This is a genomic window from uncultured Nonlabens sp. (genome assembly GCF_947495285.1).
Taxonomy (GTDB): Bacteria; Bacteroidota; Bacteroidia; order Flavobacteriales; family Flavobacteriaceae; genus Nonlabens.
The window spans coordinates 1-15,478 of record NZ_CANLXZ010000046.1; the positions used below are offsets into that span (position 1 = coordinate 1).

The window sequence follows — 15,478 nt, forward strand, 5'->3', positions numbered from 1 at the left end:
ACAATAAAACAGCTAATCAAACCAGTAAAATGGTTAGGTTTGATATGTCTTAAATTTATTTAGGACAGGATTGATAATTAACATAAAAATGAAAAATTACTTAAGAATATTGTTAGGTGTTTTATCGCTAAGTTTTGTTAACGCTCAGGTAGGTATAAACGTGCAGTATCCAGACCAGTCTGCTATACTAGATATCAGTTCTGAAGATAAAGGTATTTTATTTCCACGTATGGATTTAAAAAATCTATCAGAATCAGAACCTGTTAATAACCCAGCTACAGGACTTGTTGTATGGAATACAGATGCATCAAATAACGGTGCAGACTCAGGTTTTTATTATTGGAACAATAGTTGGACAAAATTAGGAGGTAATGAATTTAATGGGCCAGGTACTGTAGATACTAAAGCTTATGGGCAGTTAACTATTAATAGCGACTGGAATACTAATTTACAACAGTATACTTTTACCAGTGTAAATACTAACTCATCAGGAATAGCAACATCTAACGTACGTGTTAATGATGGTAATAATTTTTCATTAAGACCAGAAGTAGCTGGCTTATACAGAGTAACCTTTACCATTACTTACCGCAAGAATACGGCAGGTGGAGCAGGTGATATAGAATTCTATTTGTTTAAAAATAACAATGCCATTAATGATGCCAAAGTTAGAGCCCCATTAAAAGAAACAGTAAATACCGTTTCCTTCTCAAAATTACTCAATCTAGAAGCGTTTCAATACTACGGATTAGGTATTTCAAAAAGTGATATGGCACCACAAAATTTGAGTATTACTATTCTTAAGAATCAAACTAGTTTCAATATTGAAAAAATAGATTGAAAATCAGCTTTTATTCTTAACACAATTTTATCGAAGATAATTCTATTAATAGGTTGATATTTTATCAACTTGCAAGCCAGTTGGGTAAACAAATTCCTACACATAAAATTGGCAGAAATAGAAAACAATAAAGAGCCTCAAAAAAATAAGAAATACAGATGGTTGCGCAGGATGGCGCGCACCACCTTAGGTGTTTTAATAGTTCTTATTCTATTACTATTGTTCATACGCAGTCCATGGGGCCAAAGTATAATTTTAGATAAAGCAATTTCTTATGTAAAAGGTAAAACTGGGACAGACGTGCAACTCAATGGTGCTTTCATAACATGGGACGGTGATATTAGGGTAGAAGGTCTTTATCTAGGCGATGTTAAAAATGATACGTTGCTCCATTCTAAAAGTCTCGAAGCAAACATAGCCTTACTACCGCTTATTAAGGGAACAGGTTTTGAGATAGATGACCTGGAGTGGGATGGACTTACCGCTCGTATTAAAAGAGCAGATACTGTTAGTGGTTTTAATTATGAATTTCTCATGGATGCATTTGCAACTGCGCCAGATACCACTGCTAGTCAACCTTTGGACATTAAAGTAGGTACTGTTAATCTCACTAATTTTGATATTATTTATCAGGATGAGGTAGAAGAAATGGATGCTAGTGTAAACTTTGAAGAGTTGTTTCTAGAGATCAATGCGCTAGATCTGGATAAAATGATAGTAGATTTTGAAAACCTGACTCTCAAGAATGCTCTTGTTAATTATGAGAAAGATGTGGTTAGCGCTTTTGCGAAAGCAAAACAAGATACTAACCTCAAAAAAAATACTAACCTAACCCAGACTGCAACCGATACAGCAAACGATTCTCCCCTGCCATTACTCAAAGCAAGTAAGATAAGACTAGATAATGTGGTGCTTAATTATAATTCTAAACCAGATGGTGTTGATTTACATACAGATTTTGGATTTATGGAAACCTCCATACCTAAGGCAAATGTAGAGAATAACGATATACTCATTTCTTATTTTAATCTAGAAAACAGTAAGGTAGCTGTGCATAGGAATGATGTAGATACTACTACAGCCTCGGTAGAATCTAATGATCCTACTACTTTTCAATGGCCAGACATGAAAGTAGCTTTAAAAAAGCTCAACCTTAAAAACAATACCTTTTTATATACGGTAAATGGTGCTGTACCTTCTAGAAATGAGTTCCATCCAGATGCTGTTTCTTTACAAGAAATAACTGTAGATTTGAGCGATTTTAATCTAAGAGACCGCAATGCAGCGGTAACCATTAATGAATTAAAACTGAAAGAAATTTCTGGTTTAAACCTTAATGACCTAAGAGGCTCTATAGATATTACAGATCAAAATTTAGATGTCAGTAATTTAAATGCAAGTGTAAATAATAGCTCCTTATCAGGGAATTTAAATTTGGGTTATCCTGATATAAATTCATTAATACATAATCCAGAATCTTTAACTATCCAGATTAGCCTACCGCAATATTATTTTAATCTAAGTGATGTTTATGCGTTTATGCCAGAATTAGCACAAAACGAGTATGTAAGTAAGCTAGCACAAAAACCATTGAATGGTAAATTAATGACTAGTGGTAGTGCTAGAAATTTAAAGCTAGACAGTTTTATAGTAAATTGGGGCGCCTCTACATTTATAAATGCAAGTGGTAATTTACAAAACGCTACAGATGTAGATCAACTGTTTTTTAATATCGACACTATTAATGCGGTAACGACTAGGGCTACTATTCTCAACTTTATAAAAGAAGAAGATCTAGGCATCACATTTCCAGAAAATGCGAGACTTAACGCAAGTGCCTCTGGAACGATTACAGATCTAAAAACTAAAGTGAGTCTAGCCACTAGTTATGGAGCTATTGCTCTAGATGGTTCTTTTAAGAACGATAAAACTATAAAGTTTAAGGCAGGTGTAAAATTAGATACTCTTAATCTTAATAAAATGCTAGCCATGGAAGGTTTAGGAGATCTAAGCCTAGAATTTTCAACTCGAGGTAGTGGTAAGGACATCAGTACGCTAGATGCAGTTTTAAAAGGTAAAATCCTAGAGTTTTCTTATAACGATTATCCATTAAAAAACATTCCTATAGAAGGAAAGATGAAGAATGGAAAAGGAGATGTAAGCACTGAATATAGAGATGATAATATTAATGTATCTCTAACTGCAGGCGCAACTCTAGATACCGATATAACCAAAGCAAATGCACAAATTAATGTGGTCGGTGTAGATTTGAGAGCTTTTGGTATCACTTCTCAACATGTAAAAGCCGCTGGTAAGATAGATGTTTCTTATGAAGGTGATGAAGCCTATTATCTAGTAAATTCAACTATAGCAAATGGTATTGCAGTCCTTGATAATCAGTCTTATTTATTAGATAATGTGGATGTTACCGCATTTGTAAAACAAGACTCTACAGCGGTAGATATTCATAACAAAATGCTAGATCTAGAGTTAAGATCTAACGTAGACCCACAAAATCTGACGGTCGCCTTAGAACGTCATATGAATAGATATCTAACTACCAGTGCCGCTATGGACACAGCACAACCAGTTGTGATGAATATAAAAGGAAATATAAGCCCAGCACCTATTTTAAGAGATGTTATCTTACCAGGGTTGCAAGCCTTAGATACCATAAATATAGCCGTAGATTTTGATGAAAAAAAACGCATATTAAATAGCGATGTAAAAGTAGCTTATTTTAAATATGGAGGTAGTGAGGTGGATAGCCTAGTTATCTCATCAGTGTCAGATGCTCAAAATCTCAAATTCCAATTAGGTTTTAACAAAATTGCGTCAGGACCAGTTTATATGAAACGTACTGCGTTGACTGGTGTAGTTGCAGGTAATAAGTTAAACCTAGATTTTACATCTTATGATAAACAGGAGAGATTGATTCATTTAGCGAGCACGCTTTCGCGAAAGCGAGATCAAAACGGTCTAGAGAATCTCATTTTTAACCTTTCTGTAGATGATCTTATTCTTAATAAACAATCCTGGACCATACCGTCAAATAATGAAATCGCTATAGGAGAAAGTAAGTTGCTGTTTAATAATTTTAAACTAACTAACCAAAGTCAGAGTATAGAACTGAGATCTGACAGGCCTTATGTCACAAATGAACACGTGGCGTTGTTGATCAATAATTTTAGGTTACAAGGATTGCTTAGTTTCTTAAATTCTGATCAAAAACTAGCTACAGGAAAGGTAAATGGAGAGTTTGTACTAGATGACATTTATGGCACAACAGGTTTCATTGCAGATTTACAAATAGCAGATTTTCATGTTATGGAAACACCGTTAGGAATTTTAAAGTTAGATGCAAAATCACTAGACGCAGCTAAGTACGATATGAATATGAGTGTAAAAGGTGAAGATGTAGACATCCTGCTAGATGGTGATTATGAGGTAAATGAGACAGCTGCAAAATTAAACTTAAATCTAGATGTAAATAAAGTTGCCATGACCACCTTAACTGGTGTATCTGATGGTTTTCTTAAAGATGGTAGCGGCGCTGTAAATGGAACATTTAAAGTAGCAGGTACGACTACAAGTCCTGAGTATAATGGAATTTTAAAGTTTAATAATGCGACGGCTAGTATTTCTATGTTAGACACGAGTTTTACTTTTAAAAATGAAGAAATTAAAATAGATAATGCAGGTGTTTATATGAACCATCTATCTATTACAGATGTAAATGATAATCCATTTACCATAGATGGAACTATAGGAACAGAAAATCTTTTACAACCGACGCTAGATTTAGACTTAAAGGCGGTTAATTTTACCGCGCTCCATAGTACTGCAAAGGATAATGACTTGTATTATGGTAAAGCTACCTTTGATGCCAGTGCAAAAATTACTGGTAATACAAATATTCCTATAATCGATCTCGATCTAACGGTAAAAAATGTAACTGATCTAACTTATGTTGTGCCAGAAACAGAATTAGATGTGGTAAAGCGTGATGGTATTGTTCAATTTGTAAATAAGGTAAATCCAGATGCTATTCTTACTCAAACAGAAGAAGAGTCGGCAACGGTTACAGGTTTTGATATAACAGCAAATTTTAAAGTACGCAACGACGCAAAGGTTACCATAATTATAGATCCAGATACGGGAGATCAACTACAGGTTTCTGGAGACGGAGATTTTAAATATAGAATGACGCCTAATGGGAGAATGACACTTGCAGGAAGGTATGAGATTTCTGAAGGTTTTTATGAGTTTAATTTATATGACATTGTTTCTAGGCGTTTTGACCTGGCTAAAGGTGGTAGCGTTACCTGGTCTGGTGATCCCTTTGATGCAAATCTAGATGTGAGTGCTATTTATAAAGTAGAAACTAGTGCAAGCGCAATAATGGCTAGTCAGACTAGTGGTGCAGATCTAGCAACGCAAGAAAAATACCGTCAGAGATTGCCGTTTATGGTTTACTTAAATATAGATGGCGAGCTACTCAAACCAGAAATTAGTTTTAAACTAGACTTACCAGAAGATGAAAAAGGTGCTTTAGGAGGAGAAGTGTACAGCAGGTTACAACAAGTTAATACTCAAGATCAAGAATTAAATAAGCAAGTGTTTTCTCTTCTTGTTCTTAATAAATTTTTTCCAACTAGTGGAGCAGATGGTAGTAACGGAGGTACAGCCACTATCGCTAGAGATAACTTGAATCAGGCTCTAAGCGATCAATTAAATCAGTATGGAGGACAATTGTTGGGAAAGACAGGTATAGACTTCAATTTTGGGTTAGACAGTTATACAGACTATGCCAGTGGCAGTGGCCAGGAAAGAACACAGTTAGATGTAACAGCTAGTAAAAAATTATTAGACGACCGTTTAATAGTAAGTGTAGGCAGCGAGGTAGATATTCAAGGTAGTGCACAAGATGGAGAAGAAGCGCCTGTGATAGGTAATGTAAGTCTAGAATATTTACTGACACAGGCTGGTCAGTGGAGGTTAAAGGGTTTCCGTCGCAATCAATATGATAATGTGGTAGATGGACAGCTATTGGTAAGTGGTATCTCATTAATCTTTACCAAAGAATTTAATGAATTTAAAAACTTATTTACAAAGACAGTTCTAGCCGAGAAACAAAAAGCCAGGAAAGAAGAAGAGGAAGAATTAAAGAAGAACGAGAACAAAACAATTGAAGAGAAGAAAAACTAAATCAAAGCACTTGAATTTAAAGAATTACATAAAAACCCTTATCAGCATAAGTATGGTTCTTATAGCGTCTTCATGTGCGGTAAAAAAATACGTACCAGAAGATGAATTGTTATTTACAGGCTCTTCACTAGACATAAAACTAGATTCCCTGACAGATGTTAAAAATATAGCCGCTCTTAAATTAGAGCTAGAGGCAACACTTTCTCCTCAACCCAATTCTAATTTTTTAGGAATACGACCAGGATTGCATTATCATTATAAAGTGAGTAAAGACAGTGCAGGGTTTATCGCAAAATATTTGAACAAGAAAATAGGAGAAAAACCTGTTTATCTAAGTGATGTAGAAGAAGAAGAGACAAGAGATTTATTGCGTAATAGATTAGAGAACAGAGGTTTTTTCTTTAGTAATATTTCTTCTAAAACTGCAAAGAATGAAAAATCAAAAGAAGGAAAAGTAGTGTATGATGTCATTTTACCTAATCCATATCGCATGAAAACCTATCAGGTAGCCCCTGACTCTATACCGTTTTATAACGTGTTAGAAGATCAAATAAAAAACAGCCCTTTAAAAGATGGTTCTCGTTTTGATCTATCTGCGCTTAAATTAGAGAGAGAACGCATAGATACTAATTTAAAGGACAAGGGTTATTATAATTTCAATTCTGGTTTTTTAGTATTTCAAGCAGACACTAATCAATATAAAAACAGAAAATTTGATCTATTTTTAAAGTTGAAACAGGATGTACCTGTAAAAGCCATAAAACCATATCAAATAAAGTCAGTAAATGTATTTCCTTATAACGTTACTACTAGCGATACTTTTAAGGTAGATACAGTGCGTTATGCAAGTAAAAATTATATACAAGAGTTAGATTTTTTTAGACCAGATCGCTTAGATCCTTTTATACTAATAGAAAAAGGAGAATTGTATAATCCACAAAAGTCCAAAGCTACTAGCAGGCGTTTAGGTTCCATAGGTGCTTATAAATTTGTTAATATAGAATATACAGAAATAGATGGAGAGCAAACAGATAGTCTCAATTATCTAGAAGCAAACATCTTTTTATCTCCTTTAAATAAAAGAGCCATACGTGCCGAATTGCAAGCGGTGACAAAATCAAATGACTTCTCTGGTCCAACATTAGGACTTACTTTCTCTAATCGTAATTTGTTTAAAGGTGGAGAAACTTTAAATATTAAAGCCACAGGAACGTATGAAGTACAAGTAGCTGATAAGAGTAGTGAAGGTCTAACAAGCACAGAATTAGGTCTAGGTGCAGACTTGATTTTCCCACGTATGCTAGTTCCTTTTAAAGTAGATGGTAATTACTTTGAATATGCTATCCCTAAAACTAAAACCAGTATTAACGCATCGATATTAAATCGCAGTCAGTTGTATAGTTTACTAACATTTTCAAGTAGCTTTGGTTATGTCTGGCAAGCAAATAAATATGTAACACACGAGTTAAATCCAGTGTCTATCAATTATGTAAGACCGACTAATATTTCTGAAGAATTTCAGGATATTCTAGATGATAATGCTTTTTTACAAAGTAGTTTTGATCAGCAATTTATTTCTGGTTTAACCTATTCATTTACCTATAACGGTATGTTGAGCCAGCGTAAAAGAGCCTTATTCTATCTCAATAGTACGGTAGACGTTGCTGGTAATAGCATCTCTTTACTTGCCCGAGAAAATGATTCGGGCAAGAAGGAGTTTTTAGGATTAGAGTATGCACAATTTGTAAAAGCAGATGCAGATTTTAGATTTCATTACCTTTTAAATGATAAATCTAGAATAGCCACTCGCTTTTTTGCAGGTTATGGAATACCCTATGGAAATAGCGACGTGTTGCCATTTAGCAAGCAATATTTTGCCGGTGGTGCCTATAGTGTGCGTGCTTTTAGAACTAGATCCTTGGGGCCTGGAACTTACAGTGATGGTAGTACAGATAACTCTTCTTTTTTTGATCAGTCTGGTAACGTGCGTCTAGAGGCAAATGTGGAGTATCGTTTCCCTATTTATAGCTATTTTAAAGGAGCTCTTTTTCTAGATGCAGGTAATGTATGGTCTACCGCAGGGAATGGTCTAGATGGTGGACGATTCAGTAGTAATTTTGTGAACGAATTAGGTATAGGTGCTGGTGTAGGTATGCGTGTGGATGTTCAAGGATTTGTGATACGTTTTGATCTAGCTGCTCCATGGCACGACCCTTCTCTTATTGAAAATGAGCGCTGGAATTTTGATGTAGAAAACCCAGTCTTTAACTTTGCGATAGGATATCCGTTCTAAATTTTTTTTGTTGTTTCCGCTTTCGCGAAAGCGAAACACTTAAAAGCACTATATTGCTATTTTTTAAATAAATAGAATAGTGGAGAATCTCGATAACAGTAATAACGTTTACCGTCCAAGAAGAGGCAGAGAAGAGTACCAGCCAGCTGCAAGTAACGAGGTAGGAATGTTTGACATGATAGGTAGGTGTTTTACAAATTATGCAGACTTTACAGGAAGGGCGCGCAGGTCAGAATACTGGTACTTCAGATTATTTAACCTCATTATTTTATTTTCACTCTTATTGATCTTTGCATTATTAGGATCTCTTAAAGAAATGCGCATTGTTTTATTGATTTTTTACATTCTTTATGTACTGGCAACCCTTATACCAAGTCTTGCAGTAACAGTTAGAAGATTGCACGATACAGGTAGATCTGGATGGAATGTTCTATTAGGGTTTGTTCCTGTAGCAAGTTTAATACTATTGATTTACTTAACTGAAGATAGTAAATATGATGCAAATCAATGGGGACCTAATCCTAAAGGATTGGGAAATGGTGAGTATACTGCTCCTAAATATGAGTATGATGATGGTTTTTAACCTAAAAATCTTTAAATCTTTCTAAAAGCTAAGAAGTTGTTTTTATTTGATATTATATTTGGTAAAAAATAGGATGTGGAGAAAGGTATTTCAGGTGTTAGGACTAGTTGCAGCTCTTTTAAGTTTGCTACCTCTCATAGCAGCAGACTACTGGTGGATAAGAGTCTTTGATTTTCCACATCTTCAACTTACTGCTTTTACACTACTAGCTATTTTACTTTTCTTCTTTACTTTTAAGCCTAGGTGGATCAACGATTACGCATACATAACCGTTTTATTAGGTTGTTTTACCTTTCAATTTTTTAAAATAGTGGACTACACGCCGCTGGTCCCTGTAGAAGTAAAAAATAGTTCTTCTACTATTTCTAATGAAAATCTTTTAAGCATTTACACGGTAAACGTGTTGCAAGAAAATAAAAAAAGAGAAGAGTTATTTAAAGAAATAGAATCTAAAAAACCAGATTTAATTGTTTTTACAGAGACTAATGAAAAATGGAGTCATGCCATAAAAAATAGAATAGGCATGTCATATCCTTTTAAAGTGGAGCAACCACAGGATAATACATATGGTATGCTAGTATATTCTAGGCTAGAATTATCAGATACTAGGATTAAATTTCAAGCAGATCCAGAAATACCATCTATAGACGCCAAAGTTAAAATGAGAAATGGAGATCTATTGCAATTATATGCTATACATCCTACACCGCCCATGCCACAGCACAATCCATTGAGTACAGACCGAGATAAAGAGTTAATGCTTACCGCTATTGCTAGTAACAAGTCTGAAATACCTGTAATCGTTTTAGGGGATTTTAATGACGTAACATGGTCAGAAAGTACTCAGCTTACTAAAACGATAGGTAAGTTATTAGATCTAAGAATAGGTAGAGGGTTTTATAGTACCTATCACGCACAATATCCATTGATGAAGTGGCCACTAGATCACATACTTATATCTCCAGAATTTAGACTAAAAACTGCTGGTACTGGTGTAGATTTTAATAGTGATCACTTCCCGTTATGGGCAATACTAGCATATGAGCCAGAGCTAGCCTCTCAACAACAACCTAATAAACCAGTTGAGGAGGATTGGGAACAAGTAAAAATGCAATTAAAAACTACTGATTTAGAATCTCTTTTTGATATTCAAGATGAACTTTAATGATTAAGTATAGAATTTATAATAGAAAACAGTAATCCATTTTTTAATTGAATCCTTAAATAAGGATATTTATACAGTGCATATTATAACACTTCACCACACTTAGTTAGGGTTTTGAGTGGTATATGTCGCATAAGCACATTGCATAGATAACGCAGGCTTAAAAATATCTTGAACGCGCTTCACTTATAATTATATTTTGATAAACTGAGTTCAACTCATAAGTGCAACAATCTTATTATAAAGTTACTAGGAGTAAAGTAATAGGAGCAAATAGTAGTAAGAACAACCTGGGTGCTTCTCAATTAAGACTTTAGTAAATATGCCTCGGTAAATTTATAACTAGTCCCAGCGGCTACTATTCCTAGACTTATACTAAGTATCAAATACCACATTGCAGATGCGTAGGAGCCGTTTTTAAGAAATGAAAACAACTCAGCACTAAATGTAGAAAAAGTGGTAAGTCCACCACAAAACCCTATACCCAATAATACATACCACTGATGAGATAATTGCTCTTTATGGAACGCGGCCAAAAATCCTCCTAGCAAGAGGCAACCCAGTATGTTAGTTCCTATGGTAGGAATCCATTTTAGATTACTGCTATTTTCTATTAAAGATAAATAAAACCTTAAACTGCTTCCCAGACCACCACCTATAAAAACAAATAAAAACGTTTTCATTTATTCTATAGGTATATAAATTTCTGTACGATAATCTGCTGGGTTAGGAGTAAGCATAGGATAGGTCTTATATAATTCATAAGGAGATGCTGTTGCTTTTACCAGTCCGTTCTGAGATATAAATTCCTCACCTTTTCTCCATGCTTCATCTAGATTGCTATACGCACCATTAAGCGTTATTTTAACAGCTTTCCCAGGTTCTTGATAACTAGATAGTATATTACTATTAGTAGCAGTAATTTCTCTATTTTGAACAGGAAGTGCTGCAGAGAATAGAACACTATTATTAGTAGAATCTATTTTTTCATAAATGACACGTGGCATGCCATATATATCAATACGATTGCGATTCATGTACGACATAATATTTTGAAGCATTTGTGATTTTACAATTTGCAAATTTTCTCTTTTTGCACTAGAAGACATATATAAAAAGTAGCCACCACCAGTTTCAATGATACCGTCTACATGAATCTGGTATACAGACATTTGATTAGTAACATAGGCGTCTAGATTTTCTAAACCTTTAGCATATTTAGGTTTAATTTCATTCTCTATATTAAAGCTTAAAATGCTACTCATTACTTTATCTAATAGGCTTTGTTCTCCCTTAGTATTCCATGTTACTTTAGTACCATTTTCAACAGGTTCTAGTTCCATTATAACATCGCTATTAGAACTAGTCATGCCATTATCATATAACAAGTTCATAGCTACGTATTTATTAGGATCTATTCCTGTGATAGTCATTTTACCGTTACCGTCAGGGTCTATAAAAGAATAATTACCATCTACACCATTAGTTTGTGCTCCCATAGTAGAAGTTATTTCTTCATCTTCTAACCATGGATTCCAGTTTTCCCATTCCTTAAAATCTGCTAGTTGTTCATAGATAAGAGATGGAGGTGCTGCGATGACACGAGATTCTGTGATATCATATTTTCCTTCTTTTAATGAAAAATAAATGGCACCACCTATAATTGCAATTAAAATTAGAATAAAAATGTAATTGAAAGCTTTCATGTTGGGTCTATTAATAAATCAAAGATACGGTTATTGAAAATTATTCTTGTTACAAATTTTATCTGGTACGACATAACTCCTTATCATTCATAAATGGTATGGTCTATTTTGAAAGATAATGATAAACTGCTTAAAATAAGTACAAATAAAAACTGCCAGATTAGATCTGGCAGTTTTAGAGAAAGTCATTATAAATGATCTTTCTTCCCCCTAAAATTTTTTATGTTATCTGGTTGGTTAGTTAATAACACTGGTGTAAATGTACACACAATTTTATCCTTAAAAAATACCCATTGATGGGTATTTTTTGTTAAAAATATCGATTAAAACAGCTATATTATTTAACTATGGTTAATTAATAAAGAGTAAAACGTTTAATTTATATTCCTTACTAGATATTTTATTACACATCTTTAAAATAGAATTTAATTATCTAAAAGTTCCATTAGGAAAACTAACTAGACTCTCTATACCGTCTTTACCTATTGCTGCTATGCCAAAGAATGAGTTATCAATAACAATACCTTCTAACGTAAATTGATTCACATTACCTACATACCGTGAGTTATCCCAGGTAGGGCTGGTGGTATCTCTCCAGTAGATTTTGTATCCTACAGCATCTTTTACATGGTCCCATGTAAATTTTACATCTGCTTCTACTATACCACCTATTTTTACATTATTAGGTCTGTTAGGAGCCCATGCCAGTTGAGCAAGATTAATAGCATTAACCGCTGTAAGTTTACGTGCATAATGGAAATTAACATGTTCTACGACATCACCATATGCAATACCATTTTCTACACGTACGTCTTGATGTTGTTGTGTGTAATTTTCATGAGCTTCCATGATACGTATACCAGGAAAACCGAGATCGGTAAAAGGTCGGTGATGTCCACCTCTTCCATAACGGTCTAGTCTGTAAACCATCATAGGTTTCATTTCTGGCATATAGGTTTTAACCGATTTATGGATGTAACGAGCCAGTTGTCTAGAGATTCCATCTACTTCACCACCATAAAACCTGCGACTATTACGCTGGCGTTCTGTTTCAGTCGGATCTGTAGGCTCTGAGAAGATTCTAAATTCTCTATTATCAATTACTCCATCTACTCCTTCTATATTCCCTATCATATCATTATTTAAAAATCCTATGACGTTCCATTTTTCTTTTCTAGCATATTCAGCAAGGCCTTTTCCTCCAAAAAGGCCTTGTTCCTCACCACTTAAACCTACATAAACTATACTGTTTTTAAACTTGCGTTTACTTAAAACTCTTGCCGCTTCTATAGTACCTGCCATACCACTAGCATTATCATTTGCACCTGGCGCATCTGTAGTATAATCCATAGTATCACTAGCACGAGAGTCTATGTCACCACTCATCATAATCATATCATTAGGACTAGAGGTACCTCTTTGAATGGCAACTACGTTTACCACCCAGGCATTTTTAGGAATGCGACTGCCCATGTCAGTGGAAACAAAATCCTTCTGATAGAAAACCTCTAGACAGTTACCGCATTCTTTGGATATTTGATCAAATTGTGCTTTGATCCATCTCCTTGCAGCACCTATTCCTCTAGTATTTGAGATAGTGTCTGAAAAAGTATTTCTCGTACCAAAACCAGCTAGTTTACGCACATCATTTTCAATTCTATCTGCACTTATTTCATCTATAATGGCATATAAATCTTGTTGATTTGAACTGGGTACTTGTGCAACTGTGATAAAACTTAGTAAAAAAGTTGTTATAATTAATTTCATAATTTTAATTTTCTTTAAAGATAATTGTCGTCTCGCTTTCGCGAAAGCGTAATAGTAAAAAACCTGTTCTATTAAATAGAATATTATTCTTCTATATTAATTTCTGACTAGATAAAAACGGCATTATGGATCTGGTAACCTGAAGTGATGATCTCGTATTTAACATTATCTAGAGTTTTGAAAGACCTAACAAAGTCTGACGCTTGTTTAAATTTGATGAGTGACAGTAAGTTATGATTTTTGTAAATGATTAATCATCGCGCTATACATCCTAGAGCTAGCGATTCTTCTACCATAATACCACTATGATGCTAGAGTATAATTTTTTATGTATAAAACTCGCTTGCACGAGAAGGAATTTACCATTATACGGTTAAGATAAAAGGAGTTATTGATATGAAAATGATGAGAATGAAATAAAATGTTAGGGTAGGGCGCTGCCACCTTTTCTTTGAGCATATTACTTAATTTATGATCTGCATGACCATCATTCTATTTATGTATACCGCATGTGTATATGGAGTTTCAATATTTGTATTTATACAAAGTAAGTATGTTGTATTCTATCAACTAATAATGTATGTCCTAGTAATGCTCTATAAAACAGTATGTTATTAGTAGCAGATTTGATAAGCTGTCGGTTATTGATTCTATATTTACTGTCGCCTAGGGCACTTCTATAAAAGAAAGTTGAATTTTAATACTACTTATAATTCTTCTCTAGTCTGTTATAGATCTTCTATAACTATGGACATATCTATCTCGTGTATGATAAGTGGTAATGCCTTCTAATAAGGGATGATCTAGAATTATGACAACCCTAGTCAGTAGGTATTAAAATAGTAGTGTTATAATTTTAATTTTCAGAATAGGGGCTTTTTTATCTTGAGCTTCTATAAGATCTCCCGATTAAAATGGATGTAGCGATGTGGCAATAGGGTTAAAAACTTTTGATAAAATTAGAAAAGAAAACTTAGAAAGTATGTTTTATGTGAGGCACTGCAACTGTAAGCATCATAAATAGGCTTGCATTATTTAGCTCTTAATTACAAATTATTGTCACTATCATAATAAATCTAAAGATCTTAATCAGTAAATTCTTGATTAATTTTAAACACTTAACCTAAATGCTAAATATAAAATTCTATCCATACAGAGACCACTTAGATCAGAACGTACATTTGAGAGCTACTTTTTTGTTTTTTCTACTAGTTTTTGTATCAATTTTTACTTTCATTAATAATAAGGTTTATAAATTATTCTAATGATAATCCTAAATTTTATATCAAGATAATAGAAGCACATAGGAGGTAATTTAATTATACTTAAACCATTAGTTGCTATTTATTTTTTAATTAAAAAACTATATTTCAAGGTGTTGACCTTTAAAATCAAAGCGAAAAAACCCTGAAAATTAAAATTAATCATCGATAAAATACCGATTATTAAATAAATAAATGCGTGAATATTGTTTTTTAACGATTTTCAAATCTTTTCAAAGATGTTATCTCAATTTTTAATTATTATAGTAATTCATTGTTAATATTAAAAAATAACCCATGAGAAAAAATTACTACATATTTATGGTATTCTATTTTTTATTTATAGAATTTACAGTCGGACAAGTCGGAGTAAATACAACTGAACCCAAAGCGACGTTACACATCGAGGCAACAGATTCAGAAAATCCATTACAAACAGATGGGTTGATATTACCTAAAATCGCTACTTTTCCATCCACTAATCCTACTAGTAATCAATTAGGAATGTTGGTTTATTTAACTAACGACCTTTCAAATTTTATTGTGGATGCTACAGCAAAGAATTATAGTTCTGGATTCAATAGCGTCCTAAACGTTTAAAAAGAGAAAGGGAAATTTGTTCCTCAAAGTTACCTTTGTGGTGCAACACAAAA

General features: G+C 33.7%; 9 protein-coding genes. 6 read left to right on the forward strand and 3 right to left on the reverse strand.

Going from position 1 to position 15,478, the window contains the following annotated elements:
* The first annotated feature begins 88 nt into the window (after window positions 1-88).
* The 5 genes from Q0838_RS13525 to Q0838_RS13545 all read left to right on the forward strand — a co-directional run bounded on the left by Q0838_RS13525 (window position 89) and on the right by Q0838_RS13545 (window position 10,090).
* The gene (locus Q0838_RS13525; RefSeq protein ID WP_298956212.1) at window positions 89-841 is read left to right on the forward strand and encodes a hypothetical protein; all 753 of its coding nucleotides are present in this window, start codon (window positions 89-91) and stop codon (window positions 839-841) included.
* A gap of 108 nt (window positions 842-949) precedes the next feature.
* Complete coding sequence (locus Q0838_RS13530) at window positions 950-6,049, forward strand: translocation/assembly module TamB (RefSeq protein ID WP_298956215.1); 5,100 nt, start codon at window positions 950-952, stop codon at window positions 6,047-6,049.
* Window positions 6,050-6,101: 52 nt separating this feature from the next.
* Window positions 6,102-8,342: a BamA/TamA family outer membrane protein gene (locus Q0838_RS13535; RefSeq protein WP_298956235.1), complete on the forward strand. Its 2,241-nt coding sequence runs from the start codon at window positions 6,102-6,104 to the stop codon at window positions 8,340-8,342.
* Between the two features lie 79 nt (window positions 8,343-8,421).
* Window positions 8,422-8,925 (forward strand): DUF805 domain-containing protein, encoded by a 504-nt coding sequence (locus Q0838_RS13540; RefSeq protein WP_298956218.1) that lies wholly within the window; start codon window positions 8,422-8,424, stop codon window positions 8,923-8,925.
* Between the two features lie 73 nt (window positions 8,926-8,998).
* Complete coding sequence (locus tag Q0838_RS13545; RefSeq protein WP_298956221.1) at window positions 8,999-10,090, forward strand: endonuclease/exonuclease/phosphatase family protein; 1,092 nt, start codon at window positions 8,999-9,001, stop codon at window positions 10,088-10,090.
* Between the two features lie 305 nt (window positions 10,091-10,395).
* On the opposite strand, the gene Q0838_RS13550 is transcribed toward Q0838_RS13545, so the two are convergent.
* From Q0838_RS13550 to Q0838_RS13560, 3 genes are all read right to left on the reverse strand, one after another.
* Window positions 10,396-10,773, reverse strand: a complete 378-nt coding sequence (locus tag Q0838_RS13550) for a CrcB family protein (RefSeq protein WP_298956224.1) — start codon at window positions 10,771-10,773, stop codon at window positions 10,396-10,398.
* Window positions 10,774-11,796, reverse strand: coding sequence for an SRPBCC family protein (locus Q0838_RS13555; RefSeq protein ID WP_298956226.1), 1,023 nt, complete (start codon window positions 11,794-11,796; stop codon window positions 10,774-10,776).
* Window positions 11,797-12,225: 429 nt separating this feature from the next.
* On the reverse strand, window positions 12,226-13,563 hold the full coding sequence (locus Q0838_RS13560; RefSeq protein WP_298956229.1) for a M28 family metallopeptidase: 1,338 nt from the start codon (window positions 13,561-13,563) through the stop codon (window positions 12,226-12,228).
* 1,559 nt (window positions 13,564-15,122) lie between these two features.
* Between Q0838_RS13560 and Q0838_RS13565 the strand changes: the two genes are divergently transcribed.
* Complete coding sequence (locus Q0838_RS13565; RefSeq protein ID WP_298956232.1) at window positions 15,123-15,425, forward strand: hypothetical protein; 303 nt, start codon at window positions 15,123-15,125, stop codon at window positions 15,423-15,425.
* The last annotated feature ends 53 nt before the right edge of the window (window positions 15,426-15,478 follow it).